19 protein-coding genes and 1 tRNA gene are annotated in these 20,691 nt (G+C 65.2%); 9 read left to right on the forward strand and 11 right to left on the reverse strand.

Annotated features, from left to right (window positions below):
• Positions 1 to 147: 147 nt before the first annotated feature.
• The 3 genes from ACIQ3B_RS13920 to ACIQ3B_RS13930 form a co-directional block, all read right to left on the reverse strand.
• Positions 148 to 2,241: a prolyl oligopeptidase family protein gene (locus ACIQ3B_RS13920; RefSeq protein WP_397403562.1), complete on the reverse strand. Its 2,094-nt coding sequence runs from the start codon at positions 2,239 to 2,241 to the stop codon at positions 148 to 150.
• A gap of 78 nt (positions 2,242 to 2,319) precedes the next feature.
• Positions 2,320 to 2,460 (reverse strand): hypothetical protein, encoded by a 141-nt coding sequence (locus ACIQ3B_RS13925; RefSeq protein WP_397403564.1) that lies wholly within the window; start codon positions 2,458 to 2,460, stop codon positions 2,320 to 2,322.
• Positions 2,461 to 2,503: 43 nt separating this feature from the next.
• The gene (locus ACIQ3B_RS13930; protein WP_397403566.1) at positions 2,504 to 3,487 is read right to left on the reverse strand and encodes a helix-turn-helix transcriptional regulator; all 984 of its coding nucleotides are present in this window, start codon (positions 3,485 to 3,487) and stop codon (positions 2,504 to 2,506) included.
• 74 nt (positions 3,488 to 3,561) lie between these two features.
• On the opposite strand from ACIQ3B_RS13930, the gene ACIQ3B_RS13935 reads away from it, so the two are divergent.
• Positions 3,562 to 3,861, forward strand: coding sequence for a hypothetical protein (locus ACIQ3B_RS13935; protein WP_397403568.1), 300 nt, complete (start codon positions 3,562 to 3,564; stop codon positions 3,859 to 3,861).
• Positions 3,862 to 3,908: 47 nt separating this feature from the next.
• On the opposite strand, the gene metG is transcribed toward ACIQ3B_RS13935, so the two are convergent.
• Entirely contained in the window at positions 3,909 to 5,681 is a 1,773-nt protein-coding gene (metG, locus tag ACIQ3B_RS13940) for a methionine--tRNA ligase (RefSeq protein WP_397403569.1), read from the reverse strand.
• Between the two features lie 178 nt (positions 5,682 to 5,859).
• On the opposite strand from metG, the gene ACIQ3B_RS13945 reads away from it, so the two are divergent.
• Positions 5,860 to 6,339: a hypothetical protein gene (locus ACIQ3B_RS13945; RefSeq protein WP_397403571.1), complete on the forward strand. Its 480-nt coding sequence runs from the start codon at positions 5,860 to 5,862 to the stop codon at positions 6,337 to 6,339.
• A gap of 22 nt (positions 6,340 to 6,361) precedes the next feature.
• Here the strand turns inward: ACIQ3B_RS13945 and ACIQ3B_RS13950 are convergent, their stop codons facing one another.
• On the reverse strand, positions 6,362 to 6,967 hold the full coding sequence (locus ACIQ3B_RS13950; RefSeq protein WP_397403573.1) for a hypothetical protein: 606 nt from the start codon (positions 6,965 to 6,967) through the stop codon (positions 6,362 to 6,364).
• Between the two features lie 145 nt (positions 6,968 to 7,112).
• On the opposite strand from ACIQ3B_RS13950, the gene ACIQ3B_RS13955 reads away from it, so the two are divergent.
• From ACIQ3B_RS13955 to ACIQ3B_RS13970, 4 genes are read left to right on the forward strand one after another with little or no spacing between them, the layout of a single operon-like run.
• Positions 7,113 to 8,231, forward strand: a complete 1,119-nt coding sequence (locus tag ACIQ3B_RS13955; protein WP_397403574.1) for a polyamine ABC transporter substrate-binding protein — start codon at positions 7,113 to 7,115, stop codon at positions 8,229 to 8,231.
• Positions 8,204 to 9,364, forward strand: a complete 1,161-nt coding sequence (locus ACIQ3B_RS13960; RefSeq protein WP_397403576.1) for an ABC transporter ATP-binding protein — start codon at positions 8,204 to 8,206, stop codon at positions 9,362 to 9,364. The genes ACIQ3B_RS13955 and ACIQ3B_RS13960 overlap by 28 nt, the downstream gene beginning before the upstream one ends.
• Entirely contained in the window at positions 9,361 to 10,245 is an 885-nt protein-coding gene (locus ACIQ3B_RS13965) for an ABC transporter permease subunit (RefSeq protein WP_397403578.1), read from the forward strand. Before ACIQ3B_RS13960 ends, ACIQ3B_RS13965 begins: the two co-directional genes overlap by 4 nt.
• Complete coding sequence (locus ACIQ3B_RS13970; RefSeq protein ID WP_397403580.1) at positions 10,242 to 11,039, forward strand: ABC transporter permease; 798 nt, start codon at positions 10,242 to 10,244, stop codon at positions 11,037 to 11,039. The genes ACIQ3B_RS13965 and ACIQ3B_RS13970 overlap by 4 nt, the downstream gene beginning before the upstream one ends.
• Positions 11,040 to 11,269: 230 nt before the next feature.
• Here ACIQ3B_RS13970 and ACIQ3B_RS13975 read toward each other — a convergent pair.
• A tRNA-Thr gene (locus ACIQ3B_RS13975) sits at positions 11,270 to 11,345 on the reverse strand.
• Positions 11,346 to 11,449: 104 nt separating this feature from the next.
• Between ACIQ3B_RS13975 and ACIQ3B_RS13980 the strand changes: the two genes are divergently transcribed.
• Complete coding sequence (locus ACIQ3B_RS13980; protein WP_397403581.1) at positions 11,450 to 11,902, forward strand: YaiI/YqxD family protein; 453 nt, start codon at positions 11,450 to 11,452, stop codon at positions 11,900 to 11,902.
• Positions 11,903 to 11,963: 61 nt separating this feature from the next.
• A complete protein-coding gene (locus tag ACIQ3B_RS13985) occupies positions 11,964 to 12,443 on the forward strand; it encodes a c-type cytochrome (protein WP_397403583.1) in 480 nt (159 codons plus the stop codon).
• A gap of 203 nt (positions 12,444 to 12,646) precedes the next feature.
• Here ACIQ3B_RS13985 and ACIQ3B_RS13990 read toward each other — a convergent pair whose 3' ends face one another.
• The 4 genes from ACIQ3B_RS13990 to mnmH form a co-directional block, all read right to left on the reverse strand.
• Positions 12,647 to 15,883: an efflux RND transporter permease subunit gene (locus tag ACIQ3B_RS13990; RefSeq protein WP_397403595.1), complete on the reverse strand. Its 3,237-nt coding sequence runs from the start codon at positions 15,881 to 15,883 to the stop codon at positions 12,647 to 12,649.
• Entirely contained in the window at positions 15,883 to 17,106 is a 1,224-nt protein-coding gene (locus tag ACIQ3B_RS13995) for an efflux RND transporter periplasmic adaptor subunit (RefSeq protein ID WP_397403585.1), read from the reverse strand. The genes ACIQ3B_RS13990 and ACIQ3B_RS13995 overlap by 1 nt, the downstream gene beginning before the upstream one ends.
• A 193-nt stretch (positions 17,107 to 17,299) precedes the next feature.
• Positions 17,300 to 18,070: a class II aldolase/adducin family protein gene (locus tag ACIQ3B_RS14000; protein WP_397403587.1), complete on the reverse strand. Its 771-nt coding sequence runs from the start codon at positions 18,068 to 18,070 to the stop codon at positions 17,300 to 17,302.
• Positions 18,071 to 18,097: 27 nt separating this feature from the next.
• Positions 18,098 to 19,183, reverse strand: coding sequence for a tRNA 2-selenouridine(34) synthase MnmH (mnmH, locus tag ACIQ3B_RS14005; RefSeq protein WP_397403589.1), 1,086 nt, complete (start codon positions 19,181 to 19,183; stop codon positions 18,098 to 18,100).
• Between the two features lie 39 nt (positions 19,184 to 19,222).
• Between mnmH and selD the strand changes: the two genes are divergently transcribed.
• Positions 19,223 to 20,281, forward strand: coding sequence for a selenide, water dikinase SelD (gene selD, locus ACIQ3B_RS14010; protein ID WP_397403591.1), 1,059 nt, complete (start codon positions 19,223 to 19,225; stop codon positions 20,279 to 20,281).
• Positions 20,282 to 20,296: 15 nt separating this feature from the next.
• Here the strand turns inward: selD and ACIQ3B_RS14015 are convergent.
• Positions 20,297 to 20,691: FGGY-family carbohydrate kinase (locus tag ACIQ3B_RS14015; protein ID WP_397403593.1), on the reverse strand; the 395-nt coding region annotated here is incomplete at its 5' end.

Genomic DNA, 20,691 nt, shown 5'->3' on the forward strand with positions numbered 1-20,691 from the left:
ATGCGAAAGCTCATCGAGGCCGCTAACCTCGTCCTCTCCCGCAGCCAGCCCTGGGTCAAACATGCCACCACCTGAACATGGTTGCTCCACCACGCCCTCTGCGGGGCGCGGTCCCCCTCCCGCCGCTTTCGCGGGGGAGGTAAGACCTCAGTCCATCAACCGCTGCATCAGATAGGTAAACTCCAGCGCACTGCCGAGGGCGACCTCGTTGAGGTTGGCGGCGGCCGCGTGGCCGCCGTCCATGTTCTCCCAGTAGAGGTAGTCGTAGCCGTATTCCTTGAGCCGCGCGCCGGCCTTGCGGGCGTGGGCGGGGTGGACGCGGTCGTCCTTGGTTGAGGTGCGGATGAAGACGCGCGGATAGGGCTGGCCGGGTTTCAGGTTCTGGTAGGGCGAATAGGTCATCAGCATGGCCCGTTCCGCCGGGACCTTGGGGTCGCCGTACTCGCCTATCCAGGACGCGCCGGCGCCGATGTGGTCGTAGCCGATCATGTCGAACAGAGGCACCTGGATGACGATGGCGTTGTAGAGCTCCGGACGCCTGGTCAGCGCCACACCCATCAGCAAACCACCGTTGGAGCCGCCGACAATGCCAAGCTTCTTCGGGCTGGTGATCTTGCGCGCGATCAGGTCTTCGGAGACAGCGAAGAAGTCTTCGTAGACCCGCATGCGGTTCAGCTTGAGCCCCGCATTGTGCCAGCGTGGACCGAACTCGCCGCCGCCGCGGATATTGGCCACGACGAAGACGCCACCCTTCTCGAGCCAGAGCTTGCCGGTTATTCCTGAATAAGCCGGTGACCTGCTGATCTCGAAGCCGCCATAGGCGTTGAGGAGGGTCGGGTTGGAACCGTCCAGCTTCAGACCTTTGGCGTGGACCACGAAGTACGGAACCTTCGTGCCGTCCCTCGACGTGGCCCAGAACTGTTCGGTGACGAAACGCGAGGCGTCGAAACGGTCGGGCAGCGCGCGGAGTTTCACCGGCGCACCGCCAGCCGCATCGGCAAGCCACTGGCTGGTGGGGGTCAGGTAGCTGGCGACATTCAGCACGAGGCGGTTGTCACTGTCCGATGCCGAGGCGATGCCGATGGTTGAGTCCTTCGGCAGGTCCAGTGTCGTGGCCGTCCAACGGCCAGCCTTGCGCTGATAGCTCAGCATCTGGCTCTTGACGTCATTCAGCATAACCACCAGCAGCCGGTCCCGGGTGGTCGCCACCTGTTCAACGGCCTGATTGGCGGCGGGACGCAGCACCAGGGCGGGCGTCAAGGCGTCCGGCTTTTGCTTCACGGCGGCCAGATCGAAGTCGACGAGATCACCTTCCTTCATGCCCGTGGCACCCCAGTCCACCTTCAGGCTGACCAGCAGGCGGCCGTCGAGGTAGCCCTCAATCGACACCTTCTTCGGCAGATCCAGTTTCAGTGGTCGCTCACCTTCGAGCAGGTAGTATTCCGCGTTGAAGGTATCGAGCGGGCGATAGATCAGGGTGGCCTGCACCTTGCCCGCCGGATCACGCAGGATGATGGGCTGCACGCCATAGCCGCCGTCGTCGCGGGTCCCGGTGAAAACCTGTTTGGCCGCGGAAAGCGCCTGGCCGCGCTTCAGCAGCTTGGCGATAAATGGATAGCCCGAGGTGGTGACATCGCCCTTCGCCCACTCTGTGACAAGAAACACTGTATCCTTGTCTATCCAGTTGAACCGGTGCTTGCCTTCCGGAAGCCGAAAACCACCCTCCACGAACTGACCTGTCCGGGTGTCGAACTCACGCACCTCAACGGCGTCCTTTCCGCCGTTGGACAGGCTGACCAGGCAATATCGGTCATCAGGCGCCAGACATGTTGCACCGGAGAAAACCCAGTTGGCGCCTTCCGCCTTGGCCAGGGCGTCGATGTCCAGGATCGTCTTCCACTCGGGATTGCCCGCGCGGTAGCTCTCCACCGAGGTGGTGCGCCAGATGCCGCGCACGTGGTCGGCATCCTGCCAGAAGCCCCGGAACGAGCCGTCGCCGGCGAAGCTCACAGACGGGATCCGGTCCTTGGCCGTAGCGATCTTCAGCGCGTCAGCATAGAGGCCGGCGTAACGCGGATCTTTCTGGAGTTGCGGCAAGGATCGGTTGTTCTCAGCCTTAGCCCAATCGAGCGCCCGGGCGCCCTCGATCTCCTCCATCCAGGTGTAGGGATCGTCTTCAGGCGCCGCGGCCCCCATCAGGAAAACAGCAGCGAGAGCGGCGGCGAGAGCGACAAGACGCATGGAGAGACTCGGAAAGACATGGGCCTTCAACTCTACCCCAGGGCGAAAGAATCGTCACCTGTTATAGCAAGTCCGGGCTCACCGCAGCGCCATGGCCCCCACCACTGCCAGCGGCCAGAGCGTGAAGGCCGTAGCGGCCAGGATGCGCAGCCACACCACGCGGCGGCGGCGATGACGGAACTCGGTCTCGTAGAGGGCGGCGTAGTCGAGCGTGGTCATGGCGATCTCCTGTCTGATGGGGAGACGCTGGATTTAAGCTACGTCAGAATCGGACGTGGGTCCGGCGGGCGACCTCGATTTCGTCCACCAGCATGTCCTGCAGCGCCTGCGGCGCCACCACCTGCGCCTTGTCGCCCCAGGTGAACAGATGCCATGCCAGTTCACGCATGCCGCTGGCCCGGAAACGAACCATGACGCTGCCGTCCGGCTGTGGCTCCAACCGTTGTTTGGCGTGGAACCGCCAGCGCAGGGCGTCCTCGGCGCCGTGGGGCAGGATCTTCAGCACCACATTGTGTGTGTCGTCCTGGTAGATGCCGAAGCTCTCGTCCGCATAGGCCTGAAGGGAAAAGTCCTCTGGCCGGAAGCCTGGCGTACCGGTGACCTCGACCTCGAAGATGCGATCAAGGCGCCAGTTTCGGGGGCCGATCCCGGCGTCTTCCGCCGCCACCAGATAGTTTGAGCGCCCGAACAGGATGCCGAACGGCGTGACTTCACGAACGCGCCCGGGCGTGGATCCACCCTCGTAGCGGAACCGCAGGGTCGAAAGCGCCTTGAGCCCTTCGCGTACCGCCGACAGCACGCTGGCTTCCTCGAACGGGCGGGGTCCGGCGGTGACAGCGATGGTCTCGGCCTGCAAAAGCGCTTCCAGATCCGGCGCCAGCCTGCGCCGCGCGGCCGCGCGGGTGGCCGACAGCACCTTCTGCTCCAGCGAGCGCAGGGCCCTGGCCCGTTCGGTGGCGCCCTGTCGATCCATCAGCTCCGCCGAGGCCGACAGCGCCGCCATCTCTTCTGCGGTGGGCGCCTGATAGAGATGATCGAGCCCGGAGGGGATCCTGAACCGGGTGACCGGCCACTCCACGACCTCCTCAAGCTGTGGAAACACGTCTCGCACGGCGTCGCGCATGCGCTCGACCGTACGCCGGCTGACGGACAGCCGCTGGGCCATCTCGTCGAGCGTCAGCCCCTCCGCCGTACTCGCCAGCATCCGGGCCAGCTCCAGCACCTGACCGGCTTTCTCGTGTCGCATGTAATGATACGTCCGTTTCTGTCGTACCTCCGGAATAAACCCGAAACATCGAAAGCCCGCAAGGAGTTCAAGCCATGGCCTCGACGTTTCAACCCCGCCGCCGCCCGGTCCGTTTCAGCCCGCGCCCCGCGAAGCCCTCGTTCCCGAGCCGCCCGGCCCTGCCCCCGGCGGCGGTGGTCGACGCGGTGCTGCGGTTTCACGATGTAGCGGTGGATCAGGGCGGTGATCGCACCCTGTTGAGGCTGTCAGCCCACCGCCTGCATCAGCCCGAGGTCGAGGCCGCGCTAGGCGCCCACGCCACCCGCGCCGCCGGTGTCGCTATTCTCTGGAACGAGCGCGAGAGCCAGATCATCCGGGTGCTGGAGGCGGCGTGAATTGACGTGTCGCCAAGTCCGACACCTGACCGCATTCGGAAGAAGCGTCAGCCCTGGATCGCTTCCGGCCCGCCGAAGCGCTCACGCCATTCGGCCACCTGGGTGTCCTCGATCTTGCGGAACAGCACTTCAGGCGCTTTTACAGTCTGCCCGGGCGTGAGGATGTCCAGGGCCCTGTCAGGATCGGGCCACAGGCCCGGACCAACGCCAATTCCCACTGAATCGCCGATGACCTTCGCGGTGAACGGAATGAACGGCTCGGCGACCCTGGCGAACAGGGCCACCAGATTGAGCCCCGTGCGCACCGCCACGCCCGCCCGTTCCGGATCGGTTTTCAGCGCGGTCCAGGGGGCGGCCTCGGTCAGGTACTGGTTGCCCAGCACCCAGAGCTGACGCAGAGCCGTCGAGGACTTGCGGAACTCGCGTGCCTCCATGAACCCGGTCAGCTCGACCAGCTTGGCCTGAACGTCGACCTTGAGTTTCACCTCCAGCGGCCCGTCCGCACCGCCTGACGGGACCACGCCCTCAAAACGCGTCTCGGTGAACTTCAGGATCCGGTTGACGAAATTGCCCAGCACATCGGCCAGATCGGCATTCACCTGCGCCTGGAACTGTTCCCAGACGAAGGTGGCGTCCGAGGTTTCCGGCGCATTGGCCACGATCCACCAGCGCCAGTAGTCGGGCGGCAGCAGCTCCAGCGCCTGATCCATGAACACGCCGCGGTTCTGCGAGGTGGAGAACCGGCCGCCGTAGTAGTCCAGCCAGTTGAATCCCTTGAGTTCGTCCACCAGCTTCCAGGGCGCGTTGGCCCCCTCGTTCACGCCCATCAGGGTGCACGGAAAGCCTACCGTGTGGAACGGCACATTGTCCTTGCCCATGAACTGGACGTACGTGACGTCATCGGCGACAGGCTTTCGCCACCAGCGCTCCCAGTCCTGATCCGGGGCTTTTCCACCGGCCCTGGCGTCGGCCCACTCAGCGGTGGCAGAGATGTATTCGATCGGCGCGTCGAACCAGACATAGAAGACCTTGCCCGCAAGACCCTCCACATCGGGCGTCCGGCCCTCGGAGTTCGGGCCCCAGTCGGCGGCATTGACCGGCACGCCCCATTCCAGGTCGCGGGTGATGCCGCGATCCTGAAGCCCTTCGTCCAGCCATTTCAGGGCGATAGACGTGACCAGCAGCGGCCACTGGCCCTTGCGGGCCTCGATCCCCTCGCGCAGCCGGTCGGAGAACAAACTCTGGCGCAGGAACAGGTGTTTGGAATCGCGGATCTCGATGTCCGTCGAGCCCGAGACAGCCGAGCGCGGATGCAGCAGGTCAGCGGGATCCAGCACCCGGGTGCAGTTCTCGCACTGGTCGCCGCGCGCTGACTCGTAGCCGCAGTGCGGGCAGGTTCCGATAACATAGCGGTCGGGCAGGAAGCGCCTGTCGGCGCGTGAATAAACCTGTTGGGTGACCCGCTCCTCCAGGAACCCGGCCTCCCAGAGTTGCCGGGCGAACATCTGGGTCTGCCGATGATTCTGCGGTGATGACGAGCGCCCGAAATGGTCCCACGACAGGCCGAATCGCGCGCCCAGATCGGCCTGAACGGCGTGCGCGTTCGCGCAGAATGTGGCCGGATCGAGCCCGGCTTCAGCAGCCGCGAGCTCTGTTGGCGTGCCATGCTCATCCGTCGCGCAGATATAGAGGGTCTCGCGACCCTTGCCCCGCTGGAACCGCGCGTAGACATCGGCCGGCAACATCGAACCGGCCAGCGTGCCCAAGTGCTTGATCCCGTTGATATAAGGCAGAGCCGAGGTGATAAGAATGCGGGACATGGGCCGTATCGGTTTGCGCGGAAAGGCGGGCTTATAGGCTGCCGGGCAGGTTCGCCAAAGTCCGCCGTGCAAGAAAGGCTCGCCAAACGGCGCTATCGGCGCAAACTCTACCTATCGGGGCGATGGCGGCAGCCCCTGAGTCTACCAAGGACAGCCGTCCTAAAATGGGAGCATGCGCATGCTGCACAAGACAATTCTGGCTTTGGGGGTCACGACCTGCCTCTCGCTGACCGCCTGCGGTGAAAAGCCGACCGCAGATGCGGCCGCAACGGCGCCAGCCGCGGAGAAGTTCTTCGGTCGCGAGGCGCCGCTATATGCCGGACAGGAGAAGCTCGAGTCCCTGCAGGCGGGAACGATAGAAGCCGCGCCGGGTGGCGGAGTGATCCTGAAGGCGACGGGCATGACGGCCGGCGCCGGCTGGACCCAGGCGGGCTTCTTGCCCAGGGTCTACGCAGGCAAGGCGCCGGACGGGATCTATGAGGTGGACGTCGTCGCCCAGAAGCCCGCGACGCCGGGCGCGGCGACCCCGACATCGATCGAGGTCAAGGGCGACTGGTCCAAGTTTACGGATGGGCGCGTCAAGGGCGTGAAGTACATCTCCAAGACCAATACGGTTGTCGCCATGCTGCCAGGCGCCGCGGCGCCGCCGGCGAAATAGCACCCGCGGCGCCAGGCTTTGCCTACATCGGTGGCTTGGCGCCGTTTTCCCCGATTGAGATCGAACCGGCCACAAGCTGGCCGTTGGCGGCTTTCTGCACCACCATGAACACCGGGATGCCCGGCTTCACCTGGGCGCGGGTCCCACCGGCGATCTGCACGATCGGCACGTTGGCGGGAACGGTGATCATCCGCTTGCCATAGGAGTAGGACACCTCCATCTGGCGGCTGCCCTTCTTGCCGGCCACCACCGTGCCGACGGTGCCGTTGGTCATCATCGAACCCTTCTTCAGGTCCCAGGCGTAGTGGCCCTCGCCCATTTTCACGCCGGGCGGGAAGACGTGGACCTCAAGCGATCGGCCCTTGCCGTCCTTGCCGGGCACCTCGGCCGTGCCGATGAAACTGCCGGGCTTGATAGCGTCCATCTCGACGGGCTTCATTACCGCAACGCTCCAGCTGGGCGTCAGCCCCACCTTCTGGACGGGGCCCTTGGCCGGCTTCACCGATATGGAGCTCGCGTCCAGCGCGGTCACCACACCGCGCACTACGTTCGGGGCCGCGGGCGCCTGGGCCTGGGCGACGCCTGCCGCAACCGTGAAGGCCACAGCCAGTGTTGACAGTCTGATCATAAGTTACCTTCCCCTGACGCCCTCTGGCGCGGAACCATTGGAACCCGTCCTATCCCATCGATTCACGGCCACCAATCTGCATTTCACGCTTAACCTTGGGGGTCAGGGACCTATAACGGCAATTCCAACCGTGGGGGTCTTGGGAATGAACAGGTGGAGCAGAGGGATTGGGCTTCTGGCAGCGCTGGCGCTGGCCGCATGTAGCCCCAAACCCGACGGGGCAGTGCCGACGGCTGCTGCCGGAGGCGTGCTCAGGATCTACAACTGGTCCGACTATATCGACCCGGCGCTGCTGGCCGAGTTCACCAAGGAAACCGGTATCAAGGTCACCTACGACACCTTTGATTCGAATGAGGTGCTGGAGACCAAGGTGCTCCAGGGCGACACCGGCTACGACGTGGTGGTCCCCTCCAACCACAACCTGCCGCGATATATCACTGCAAAGGCCGTGCTGCCGCTGGACAAGGCCCAATTGCCGGGTCTGGCCAATCTGTCGCCCGACACCTTGGCCCACATGTCGGCCTTCGATCCTGGTGGCGCTTACGCTGTGCCCTACATGCAGGGCACCATCGGGATCGGCTACAATGAGGCCGCCGTCGCCAAGCGCCTGCCGGGCGTGAAGATCGATAGCTGGGCGGTGGTCTTCGATCCGGCCAACCTGGCCAAGCTCAAGGACTGCGGCGTCTATTTCCTCGACGCCTCGGAAGACATGTATGCGGTGACGCTCAACTACCTGGGCAAGGACTCCAACTCAAAGATACCGGCTGACTATGGGGCTGCCACCGCGCTGCTGCTGAAGGCGCGCCCCTTTGTGCGCAAATTCCACTCCTCGGAGTACATCGAGGCCCTGGCCAACGGAGACATCTGTGTGGCCGTCGGCTACTCCGGCGACATCCTGCAGGCAAAGGCGCGCGCAGAGGAGGCCAGGACCGGCGTCAAGATCGCCTACGCGGTCCCCAAGGAAGGCAGCCAGGTCTGGTTCGACGTTTTCGCCATCCCCAAGGACGCCCCCAATCCGGCGGCGGCGCACAAGTTCATCGCCTTCATGCTGCGCCCGGAGATCATCGCGCGCGCGTCCAACTTCACCCGCTACGCCAATGCCAACGCGGCAGCGACGCCGATGGTCGGAGCGGCGATCCGCGATGACCCCAACGTTTATCCAACCCCGGAGTTGTCGAAGCGCCTGTTCGTGACCACCACCAAGGACCAGCCGCTTCTGCGTGACGTCAACCGGCAGTGGACGAAGGTCCTGACGGGGCGTTGAACGGCCGGGCTCAAATCGGCGGGATCAGGTCCAGCTTCGCGCCCTGGGAAGACCCGGCGGCGAAGCCGCTGGTACGGTTCGAGGGCGTATCGCGCGCCTTTGGCGACACCGCAGCCGTCCGCAGCGTCGACCTCTCGATCTACGAGGGTGAGTTCTTCGCGCTTCTGGGTCCGTCTGGCTGCGGCAAGACCACATTGATGCGCCTGCTTGCGGGATTCGAGAGCCCGGATGCCGGAAGGATCCTGCTGGAAGGGCAAGACATCAGCGGCAGTCCTCCGCATCAGCGGCCGATCCATATGATGTTCCAGGCCTACGCCCTCTTCCCACACCTGAGCGTCGCGGGAAACATCGCTTTCGGTCTGAAACGCCAGGGCGTGCCCAGGACCGAGATTGGACCCCGCGTGGAGGAAATGCTGTCGCTGATGAAGCTGGAAGGCCTGGGGGGACGCCGTCCGGACCAGCTTTCCGGCGGCCAACGCCAGCGGGTCGCGCTGGCCCGTGCGCTCGCACCCCGGCCGCGCATCCTGTTGCTCGACGAGCCGATGGCCGCGCTCGACCGCAAGCTGCGCGAGGAGACCCAGTTTGAGTTGATGGCGGTCCAGCAGAGCCTGGGGATGACCTTCATGATCGTCACCCACGACCAGGATGAGGCCATGGTCGTGGCGGACCGCATCGCCATCATGCGCGCCGGCGAGATCGTCCAGATCGGCCGGCCCGCGGAAATCTACGAGACACCGGCAGATCGCTATGTGGCTGGCTTTGTCGGGGACGTGAACCTGTTCGAGGGCCGGGCCGAGATCGATCCGGCGGGCATTCGCATCGTCTCGGCCGAAGGATCCTTCGTGGCCGAAGGGGTCGCAACCCCGGGGCAGACCGCCTGGTTGGCCGTGCGCCCCGAGAAGATCGCCGTGCATGCAGAGCCTCCGCCGCCTGGCGAAAACTGCCTGGCTGGAAAGATCGTCGACTATGGCTATCTGGGCGACTGGACCACCTATCTGGTGGAGGTCGAGACCGGCCGCACGCTGCGTGCCGCCCGCGCCAACGCCACCCGTTCGGTAGATCGTCCGCTGGGCTGTGACGACCCCGTCTGGCTGACCTTCGCGCCTTCCAGCGCTGTGATCCTGACGCGATGAGGCGGGGGGGTTCCGGCCTGGCGGCGGTGCTGCCCCTGCTCTGGCTGGCGGTGTTTTTCGCCTTTCCGTTCATGCTGGTGGGCCGACTGTCGCTGTCGGACACAGCGCTCTCGATCCCGCCCTATACGCCCCGGATCGACTGGAACCAGGGGATCGCGGGGCTACAGACCTTTGCTCGCGGCCTGGACATCGAGGCCTATGCCCGGCTGATATCGGATACTCTCTATCTCGACGCCTGGCTCTCCAGTCTGCGGTTGGCCGGGATAGCCACGGTGCTGTTGCTGATCATTGGCTACCCCATCGCCTATGGGATCAGCCGTTGCCCTCCCGCCCTGCGTCAGGCGCTGGTGATGGCGGTGATCCTGCCCTTCTGGACGAGTTTTCTGATCCGCATCTATGCCTGGATCGCAATCCTGAAACCGGCCGGTGTGCTCAACATAGCGCTGGGCGCGCTGGGGCTGCCGTCTGTTGACATCCTCAACACGGAAATCGCGGTGCTGCTGGGGCTCGTCTACGCCTATCTGCCGTTCATGGTGTTGCCGCTCTATGCGGTGCTGGATCGACAGGACCACAGCCTGATCGAAGCCGCCCAGGATCTGGGCGCCACGCCCGTCTCCGCCTTCTGGCGCGTGACCTTCCCGCTGTCGCTCAGCGGGGCGGCGGCAGGCGCCCTGCTCTGCTTCATCCCGATGTCGGGCGAATTCGTGATCCCCGACCTGCTCGGCGGATCAGAGACCCTGATGCTGGGCCGGGTAATCTGGACCGAATTCTTCGCCAACCGCGACTGGCCCGCGGCCTCGGCGGTGGCCATCGCGCTCCTGGCCACGCTGCTGGTCCCCATCCTGCTGTTCGAACGTCAGCAGAAACAGGTGATCTCATGAGACGAGGTCCCTCTAGGTTCAACATCGCCTCGATCATTCTGGGTCTGGCGTTCCTCTATGCGCCGATCGTGATCCTGGTGATCTATTCCTTCAACGCCAGCCGGCTGGTCACAGTCTGGGGTGGGTTTTCCGCGCGCTGGTACAAGGCCCTTCTGCAGGACGCCCAGATGCTGGATGCCGTCTGGATGACCGTCCGGGTCGGCGCCGTATCGGCGACCTTTTCAACGATCCTGGGGGTGCTGGCCGCTATTGCCCTCGTGCGGGGCGGGTTTCGCGGCCGCACGGTCTTTGCGGGCGGAATCTACGCCACGCTGGTGATGCCCGAGGTGATCCTGGGCCTGTCCCTGCTTTTGCTGTTCGTCTCTGTGGGACTTCCGCGCGGCTTCTGGACGGTGACGCTGGGCCACACCACGCTGACGCTGGCCTACGCCACGGTGGTGGTACAGGCGCGCCTCAGGAGCTTTGACCGCAATCTGGAAGAGGCCGCTCAGGATCTCGGCTGTCCGCCCTGGAAGGCGTTTCTGCTGGTCACTCTGCCGCTGATCGCGCCAGCGGTCGCGGCCGCCTGGGTGCTGGCCTTCACGCTCTCGCTGGACGACCTGGTGATCGCCAGCTTCACATCAGGTCCCGGCGCCACCACCCTGCCGATGCGCCTCTACAGCCAGGTCAGACTGGGCGTTGACCCCAAGATCAACGCGATCTCCACGATCCTGATCGGTCTGGTCGCCACAGGCGTGATCGCCACCTATCTGGTGCAGCAACGTGCGGCGCGGCGCGGTGATCAGCGATCCTGAAACGTCACAGACGACCGGGCCTTTGGCATACTGACCCTACGCACCGCCAACCCGGCCGCCTGTAACCAACGCCGTACTGGCGTTGAAGGCCCGACCTGCCCCCCCCCCCGGACAGACCCGACCGCCGGAGATGTCCGTGTCCCGTCTTGAAACACATCCCCGACCTGCCACCGAAGCGGCGCATCTTCCGCGCCAGAGCGGCGATGACTGACGATTGTCTGGGGCTTGGGTGGTGCCGGATACAGGATTCGAACCCGTGACCTTCGGTTTACAAAACCGCTGCTCTACCAGCTGAGCTAATCCGGCGCGCCGTAATCGCGCCGCTTATGCGGGCAAGAGCGCGCGGCGCCAAGAGGGGGCGGCGCCAATCCGCGTGAAGGCGGCCTGATTCTGTTGTAGGGCGGGGCCCCATGCGCATCTTCATCGACGCTGACGCCTGTCCGGTGAAGGACGAGACCTACAAGGTGGCGGCGCGCTATGGCCTGAAGACCTTTGTGGTCTCCAACAGCTTCATCCAGATTCCGCGCTCCGAGATGATTGAACGGCAGATCGTCGACGCCGGACCCGACGTTGCCGATGACTGGATCGCCGACAACGTGCTGCCGGGTGATATTGTGGTGACCAATGACATACCGTTGGCGGACCGGGTTCTGAAGGCCGCCGGGGCGGCCATAGCGCCGAACGGGCGGCCGTTCACGCCTGACTCCATCGGCCAGGCGCTGGCCCAGCGCTCGATCATGGAGCACATCCGTTCGACGGGTGAGATCACCGGCGGGCCAAGGCCGTTCGCCGTCGCCGACCGGTCACGGTTTCTGCAGGCGCTGGATGAGGCTGTGAACCGTGAGCGTCGAAAAGGCCGATAGCGACCCTTGCATCGTGGCCGCACGACGCTAGCTTGCCGATCCGTTATTGTCGGAGTCTTCCATGCGTTCCGGATCCCTTGCCGTCGTCAGCGCGCTCGCCATGCTGACCGCGGCGTGCAGCAATTCCCAGCCAGCGCCCAAGGCCGATGCCCCCGCTGCGCCGGCCCCGACGGACGCCGAAAAGCAGGCGATCCTGGCCACCTATCCGGCGCCGTACAACACGGCCGATCTGGATAACGGCGAGTCCAAGTTTGCGCTTTGCCAGTCCTGCCACACCATCGCCCCAGGTGGGGCCAATATGACCGGCCCCAACCTGCACGGCGTTTTCGGCAAGGCGGCGGCCGCCAACCCGGATTTCAAGTACTCTGACGCACTCAAGGCAACCGGCTGGACATGGGACGCCAACCACTTAAACCAGTGGCTTGAAAAGCCCCAGACCTATCTTCCCGGCACAAAGATGTCGTTCGCGGGTCTGAAGGACGCCAAGGATCGCGTCGACCTGATCGGCTATCTGATGGTTGAGACCGGCCACAAGCCCTAGATCGAATTTGCCCCGAGGCGGTGTGTTTGCCGCATCAAGCAACCTTGACGCGTATCAAAAGTGGTCTCAATGTCGCCCCGTCGAAGGGGAGCATCTGCCCCGGCTGACCTTCTGAACCGAAGGGTGGCGCCCCCCCGCCATCCGCCGGACCCAGGGAATCTGTCACTTCTAGTTCACAGGTTCCCTGGTGTCGGGTCCGGGACTTATTCGGCCGCGTTGGCGACCCTGGCCCGTTCCGCGTCCTCGAACGCCTCGATGCGGCGCGCCATCGCAAGCGGCGACTTCGTGAACCGCGCCAGCAGGTTATAGAAGACCGGCACCACGAACAGCGTGACCATCGTGGCGAAGATCGCGCCGAAGAAGATCGTGACACCGATCGTCTTGCGCGCCTCTCCGCCTGCCCCGCCCTCCAGGATCAATGGCAGCGCGCCCGCAGCCGCAGAGATCGAAGTCATGATGATCGGGCGCAGGCGCAGACTGGCGCTCTCGATCACCGCCTCCCGGATGGACAGCCCCTCATCGCGCAGCTGATTGGCGAACTCCACAATCAGAATGCCGTTCTTGGCGGCGATGCCCACGAGGATGATCAACCCGATCTGGCTGTAGGTATTGATGGATGAGCCAAAGATCAGAAGGCCGAACAGGCCGCCCAGCACCGCGATAGGCACGGTCAACATGATCACGGCCGGGTGGATCCAGCTCTCGAACTGGGCCGCCAGCACCAGGAAAACCAGCAAGAGCGCGATCCCGAACGCCAACCCGACCGAGCCCGAGGCCTCAAGATAATCCCGCGCCCCGCCACCCCACTTGATGGTCACGGAGCCCGGCTGCTTCGCAACCTCGGCCCGGAAGAAGGCGATGGCGTCGCCCATAGAGTAGCCCGGGTTCAACTGCGCTGAGAGACTGATGGAGCGAAGTCGATCCACGCGCGACCGGTCGGGCGTGTCGCCGCGCACCTGGGTGGTCACCACGCTGGACAGAGACACGACCTTGCCAGAGGAGGTCCGGACGTAGAGGTTGTCGAGATCGCTTTCGGTCTGCCTCCGGTCCCGATCAGCCTGCAGCAGAACGTCATATTCCTGACCGTTCTTGATATAGGTGGTGGCGCGCCGCGATCCGAACATTGTCTCCAGCGCGCGCCCGACGGACTGGGCCGAAATGCCCAGCGCAGCGGCCTTGTCGCGGTCGATGCTGACCACTACCCGGGGACTGGTCGGCTCATAGTCCAGCCTCGGTCGCGCCAATCCGGGATTGTCATTGGCCGCCGCCAGCAGCGGCTGGATCCAGCGGGCGATTTCGGGATAGTCGGTCCCCGTGGCGATCATCTGGAAGCTCGTTCCACCACCCCCGCCGCCGCCAGGCCCACCCCGCTGGAGTCCGCCCTCTGCCGAGACGATGGCCCGAACCGCCGTGACCGAAGACAGTTCGCGATTGAGCTTCGCCGAAAGCTCCGGCGCGGTGACCTTGGTGTCCGGCGAAAGGATAATGTTGCCACCGCCAGAGTTGAACGACGAATTTCCGAACCGCGGCATCGAGAAGACATAGCGTTCGACCGTCCCGTCCTTCAGGTACCGGGACAGGATCTGCTCGACCTTCTGGCTGGCGGCGACTGTGTAGTCGAACCCCGCACCTTCCGGTCCCGAGAAGCTGAGTTGCGCGCGTCGGCGGTCTTCCTCCGGTGTGAGTTCGCGCGGCAAGACGCTGAAGACCGTGTAGGCGGCCACGCCCAGAAATAGCACCAGCACCGAGGTCGCGATCGAAACGCTGCGGCGACCCAGCATCGCCTCCAGCGAGGCATGGTACGAGGCCCGCAGTCGATGCATGCCGGCGTCGACCTTGCGCGCGAGCCATCCCTCGCTCTTGGCGGGGCGCAGCAATTTGGACGCCAGCATCGGCGATAGCGAAAGCGCCAGGACGGCCGAGAAAGCCACAGCCGCCGCCACCGAGACCGCCAGTTCTACGAACAGCCGGCCGATGAACCCGGGCAGGAACATCAGCGGCGCGAACACGGCGATCAGGACAACGGTGGTCGCCACAACGGCGAAGAACACCTGGCGCGCGCCCCGTTGCGCGGCCACGATCGGCGGCTCGCCCTCGTCGATGCGGCGTTGGATGTTTTCAACCACGACGATGGCGTCATCGACCACCAGGCCGATGGCCAGAACCAGCGCCAGCAGGGTGAGCAGGTTGATCGAGAACTCCAGCGGGGCCAGGACGATGAAGGTCGAAAGGATGCAGATCGGCGCCACGACAGTGGGAATGATCGCGGCCCGGAGCGTGCCGAGGAAAAGGAAATTCACCAGCGCGACAAGCGCGAGCGAAATGCCCATGGTGATCCAGACCTCGCGGATCGCGTCACGGGTGAACTGGGTGTAGTCCACCGAAATTCCCAGTCGGGTGCCCTTTGGAAGGCCCGCGTTGATCTCGGTCAGAGCAGCCCTGACTCCATCTGAGATATCCAGATCGTTGGCCTGACTTTGACGCGTGATGGCGATGCCCACCATATCGCGGCCATTGGACCGGAAAATTCGCCGGCGTTCGTCAGGCCCCTCCTCGACACGGGCGATATCGCCAAGACGCGTGATGTAGCCCTGGCCGGCGGACGAGGTCGTGATATCCCTTGTCACGCCTTGCGCTGCGCCAGCAGAGGCCGCTGTTCCACCAATCGCGGCCGATCCGGTAGTCTGGGACGCTGTTCGCGCCGGCACAATCGGCATCTGGGCGAACTGCTCGGGGGTCGAGTACCCCCGCGCAACACGGATCGTGAAGTCCTTGGTAGGCGCCTCCAGCGACCCCGCCGGAAGCTCCGCGTTCTGGGAGTTGAGCGCGGTTTCCACGTCCTCAACTGTGATCCCGCGTGCGGCCATGGCATCGGGGTTGAGCCAGATGCGCATGGCGTAGAACTGTGCCCCGCCCACGCCGACCGTCGCAACGCCTGGCACTGTTGAGAGGCGCTCCACGAGGAAGCGCTGCGCGTAATCCGAAAGTTGCAGACGATCCATCGTCTGCGATGTGAAATTCAGGAACATGATCGGCGAGGAGTCCGCCGTCGCCTTCTGGATCTGCGGTGGGTCAGCCTGCTGCGGCAGTTGCGCTGTCACCCGGCTGACTGCATCACGCACATCATTGGCCGCAGCATCGAGGTCTCGATCCAGATTGAACGAGATACTGATCCGCGACGAGCCGTCCCGTGAAGACGAAGAGACCCGGTCGATCCCTTCGATACCGGCCACCTGGCGCTCGATCAGCTCGGTGATCCGTTCCTCGATCACTTCGGCTGAGGCCCCGCGGTAGCTGGTGGAAATGCTGACCACCGGCGGATCGACACTGGGAAGCTCCCGCACCGTCAGGGCGCCGAAGGAGGCGAACCCGACCACGCACAGGATGATCGCCGCGACCGCCGCAAAAACGGGACGCCGGACCGAGATGTCAGATAGCATCATCCAGCCGGCCTCGCCGCCGTCGGTCGCCCTGCCTCAGGCGCACTGGCCGGACGGCTCCCGGGCGCACCCGGTCGACCGCCAGATGGCCGCGCAATCCTTACAGGCTGGCCCGGCTGAATCTTGTTGAGGCCATCCGCGACAACCCTCTCGCCAGCCGTCACGCCTTCACGGATCTCGACAAAGCCCTGCTGGCGCGAACCGGTCAGAATGGGGCGTTGCTCCACCACCGTGCGTTCGCCCATCTGACGCAGCACGTAGACGAAGGCGGCGTCGCCCTGCACCGAAACGGCGCTCTCCGGCGCACTCAGGCTCTGACGCTGACCGCGTGAGATCCCGACCCTCATCAACATGCCGGGTTTCAGTCGACCGCCGACATTGGGAAACTCCGCACGCGCCGTGATCGCGCGCGTCCGCTCGTCGACGCGGGTGTCGATCTGGGCGATCCGCCCCGGAATGGTTTGCCCCGGATAGGCATCCGCAGTCGCCAGGAGCGTCTGACCCGGCCGCAGCTGGGCAAGGTAACGTTCGGGCGTCTGGAAATCGACCCGGATCGACGAGACATCATCCAGCGTCACGATGGGCGCGCCGGGATTGACCAGCGCGCCGGGCGCCACATCCGACAGGCCCACCACGCCGGCAAACGGCGCGCGGATCAGACGATCGCTCTGCCTTGCGCGTGCGGCGGCGACATCGGCCTGCGCCGCGCGCCATGTCGCCTCGAACTGGTCGATGGCCGCCTTGGAGGCGAAACCCTTTTCGCCCAGGGTCCTGTAGCGATCATAGGCGCGCTGGGCCTGGACAAGCCGCGCCTCTGCCTGCGCCGTGCCGGCGTCCTGTTCCGTATCGCGCAGTTCCACCAGCACCGCCCCACGGGCCACGCTTTGGCCGTCTCGGAACCGCACACGCTCTACCAGTTGAGTCGCGGCCGCCGTCAGCGTTACCGACTGGCGGCCCTTGGCCACACCCAGCACTTCGATAGTATCTTCAAACACCCGCGGCTGGATCAGCGCGACCGTGACCTGGGTCGGCCCCCCGGGACCCCCGCGACGACCGCCGGGGCCCCCGGGGCGTCCTGCGCCAGAAGCGCCCTGGGCCGACGCACCGGGGCCAGCCGGGCCCTGTCCATCCGGCTTGCCGCCAAGCAGTTTCAGCCCGCCGGCCACCGCCATGATGACCAGCAGCACCAGCGCGGCGACGAGGAAAAAGTGGCGTCGGATCAAACTGTGGTGCTCCATCGCCCGCACGGTGACGGACGACCTAATCGGGACAGGCCGTGCTCTTACGGCGTGTCCATACGCACGGTCCAGTGACAGATGGATGGCTGAGCGTTTCGAAATTGAAACGTGGCGCAATTCTGCAGAGCGTGAGCGCGCTGCTGGCTCGCGGCGCCCTCAAATCAGGCGTCTGGCGTGCTCAGGCGTCGTAGCCCGGGAGATGTCGGTCCAGTTTGCGCAGCGATCCCGGCCAGGCCAGCGCGCCACCGACGCCGCGGGCGGTCTGGCTCCGGACTTCGGCCTGCGACGCGTCCGGCGCCATGAGCAGGTTCTCCCGGCCCGCCGACATCGCCTGGATCTGCATCGTGCAGGCCCGCTCCAGATAGTACATGTTGACCCAGCAGTTGGCTGCCGTGTCGCCGACCGCCAGCGTTCCGTGATTTCGCAGCAACATCATGGTCTTGTCGCCAATGTCAGCGACCAGACGTTCACGCTCGTCGTGATTGAGCGCGATCCCCTCGTAGTCGTGATAGGCCAGTCGCGGCAGCACGATCAGCGCGTGCTGGGACAGCGGCAACAGACCTTCTTTCTGGGCGGCCACCGCCACGCCGTCATCGGAGTGCAGATGCATCACAAAGCGCGCGTCGTCGCGGGCCGCGTGGATCGCTGAATGGATCGTGAAGCCCGCCGGATTGATGAAGTAAGGCGTGTCCTGGAGGATATTGCCGTCCAGATCGATCTTCACCAGCGACGACGCCGTGATCTCCTCGAATAGAAGTCCGTAGGGGTTGATCAGGAAGTGATGCTCCGGGCCGGGAATTCGGGCCGAGATGTGGGTGTAGATCAGATCATCCCAGCCATAGAGGGCTACCAGTCGATAGAGCGCGGCGAGATCGACCCGCGCCTGCCACTCCTCCGCACTAACCTTGCCTTGCAGCGACAAAACGCCCGCAACCGAACCGTCCGCCATGGCTGTCTCCCTGGAATAATTGTTGGCCTAACCGTCGCGCCGCAGGCCGCCACCGTCAAGTCCGGCCACGAGTTCAGCGATCCGTGCGCTGGCGCGGGCCACGCTGTGTGGCTCCGTAGGGACAACATCCACCGCACCCAGGAGGGGGCGATCCTGTTTGCGGGCCGAGCGGTCGTAGGCCGGGTCGTAATGCAGCGCCATGATGGCTTCGGCCAGCTCGGCGAACGCGCCCGCCGCGATCAGAGACATCCATGTGGCCCGCCGCTCGGGGCTGGGCGCCACGGGCATACGGTCGATCGCCACCATCAGGGCGGACGGGTCAGCGATCATGTCGGCGTAGGTTTCGACCAGGTACTTCGCCCGTTCCGGACGGGACGCGACGAGTTCCATGCGTGGCGCGCGCGCCAGACATGTCCAGAGCGCTGGCGGGACCATGCGATCACCGATCTTGCTGGATTCCGCCTCAGCCACCACCGGCCGGTTCGGATCGAGGCCGTCCAGCGCCTGCAGGAGGCAGCTTTCGAACAGCTTCTGGCTGGGTTGGGGCCGCCCGGCGAGCGCGCCGAACAGCGACCCGCGATGCTGCGCCAATCCTTCCAGGTCCAGGGTCTGCAGCCCCATCTCCGCCAGCTGGCCCAGCATTTCCGTCTTGGCCGACCCGGTGTGACCGTCCAGCAGGACAAACCGTAGGTCCAGCGCCTCGTCATAGAGGCGGCGGGTGACATATCGCCGATAGGTGCGATACCCGCCCGACAGCACCGTGGTTCGCCATCCCACCTGATCAAAGATCGTGGCCATGGCATTGGAGCGCATTCCGCCCCGCCAGCAATAGATCAGCGGCGCAAAGCCGCCGTCCCGGTCGGCGACGGCGCCCTCGAGATGCCGGGCCACATTGCGCGCGACATAGGCCGCGCCCAGCCTCCGGGCCTTGAACCGCGAGTCCTGTACATACATCGTCCCGACCTCGGCTCGCTCGGCGTCTGTCAGCACCGGCAGACTCACAGCGCCCGGCAGATGATCCTGGGCAAATTCGCCAGGGCTACGCACGTCGATCACCATGTCGAAGCGCTGAAGGGCTTCGACCGAAACATCCTCTGTCACCTGCACGGTCATTGCGATGCTATAGCCCGGTTTCTATCCTGCGGAGAGCCAATGTCTGATCCTGTTCGCCTGACGTCCCTCGCCCACGGTGGCGGCTGCGGGTGCAAGCTGGCCCCGGCCGTGCTGCGCGAAATCATGTCGAAGATGCCGGCGGCGGCGGCCTTCCCGAACCTGATGGTGGGAACCGAAACCTCCGACGACGCCGCTGTCTGGCGGCTGAACGACACCCAGGCCCTGGTGGCGACAACGGACTTCTTCATGCCGATGGTTGATGATCCCTTCGACTTCGGCCGGATCGCAGCGACCAATGCGCTGTCGGACGTCTACGCCATGGGCGGAACCCCGATCATGGCGCTGGCTATTGTCGGCATGCCGATTGGAAAACTCGACGCCGCCACCATTGGCGCGGTGCTGGCCGGGGGCGCGTCGGTTTGCGCGGCAGCCGGTGTGCCGGTGGCGGGCGGACATTCCATAGACAGCGTCGAGCCGATCTATGGGCTTGTGGCGCTGGGGCTGGTTCACCCTGATCGCGTGCTGACCAACCGCACAGGCCAGGCCGGAGACGTGCTGATCCTGACCAAGGCACTAGGCGTGGGCGTCCTCAGCGCAGCGTTCAAGCAGGACCGGCTGGACGCCGCCGGCTACGAGGCCCTGATCCGGACAACGACCCAACTGAACACCCTGGGCAGGCTGTTGCCAGATCAACCCGGGATCCACGCCGTCACAGACGTCACCGGCTTCGGGCTCATGGGTCACGCCATTGAAATGGCGGAGGGCAGCGGCCTGCTGGCCGAACTCAACGTCGGCGGCCCTTCCGTCCTGCCGGGCGTCGAAGACCTGCTACGCGCTGGTGTTCGTACGGGGGCCTCTGGCCGCAACTGGGACAGCTACGGCGCCCGGGCGCAACTTGAGCCGGACATGGCGGACTGGCGCCGCGACCTCTTCACGGACCCGCAGACCAGCGGCGGCCTGCTGATCGCCGCCGCGCCGCAGGCCGCAGCTTCCCTGCTGGATCTGGCCCGCGCCGAGGGTTTCCAGGACACGCGGATTGTCGGACGCCTCGTCGAGCGGCCCGCCGGGTCAATCCATGGGGTCCGCCTCACGGATTGAACGCCAGTTCGGCGATCAGCCTGCGGTCCGCACCCGCGCTACGGCATCACGCCATCGCTCATAGGCCCTGGCACGCGGCGCCTCGGCCATCTTCGGCCGGTAGGCCTCGGTCGAGGGTCGTGAGGCCGCCGCCTCGGCCACATCGCGATAGACACCCGCCCCCACGCCCGCAAACAGCGCTGCGCCGAGCGCGGTCATTTCCCGATAAGTGGCGCGGCCAACCGCCACACCCGTCAGGTCTGCCAGCCTCTGGCTGAACCATGCGCTTCGCGACATGCCGCCGTCGATCCGCAATTCAGGGACGCCCGCCAGAGCGTCCGGCGCATCCGAACGCATGGCCTCGATCAGATCACGCGTCTGCAGTGCGCAGGCGTCGAATGCGGCACGCGCAATTTCGGGAAGTCCGGCGT

The sequence above is a fragment of the Phenylobacterium sp. genome (assembly GCF_044358365.1).
GTDB lineage: Bacteria > Pseudomonadota > Alphaproteobacteria > Caulobacterales > Caulobacteraceae > Phenylobacterium.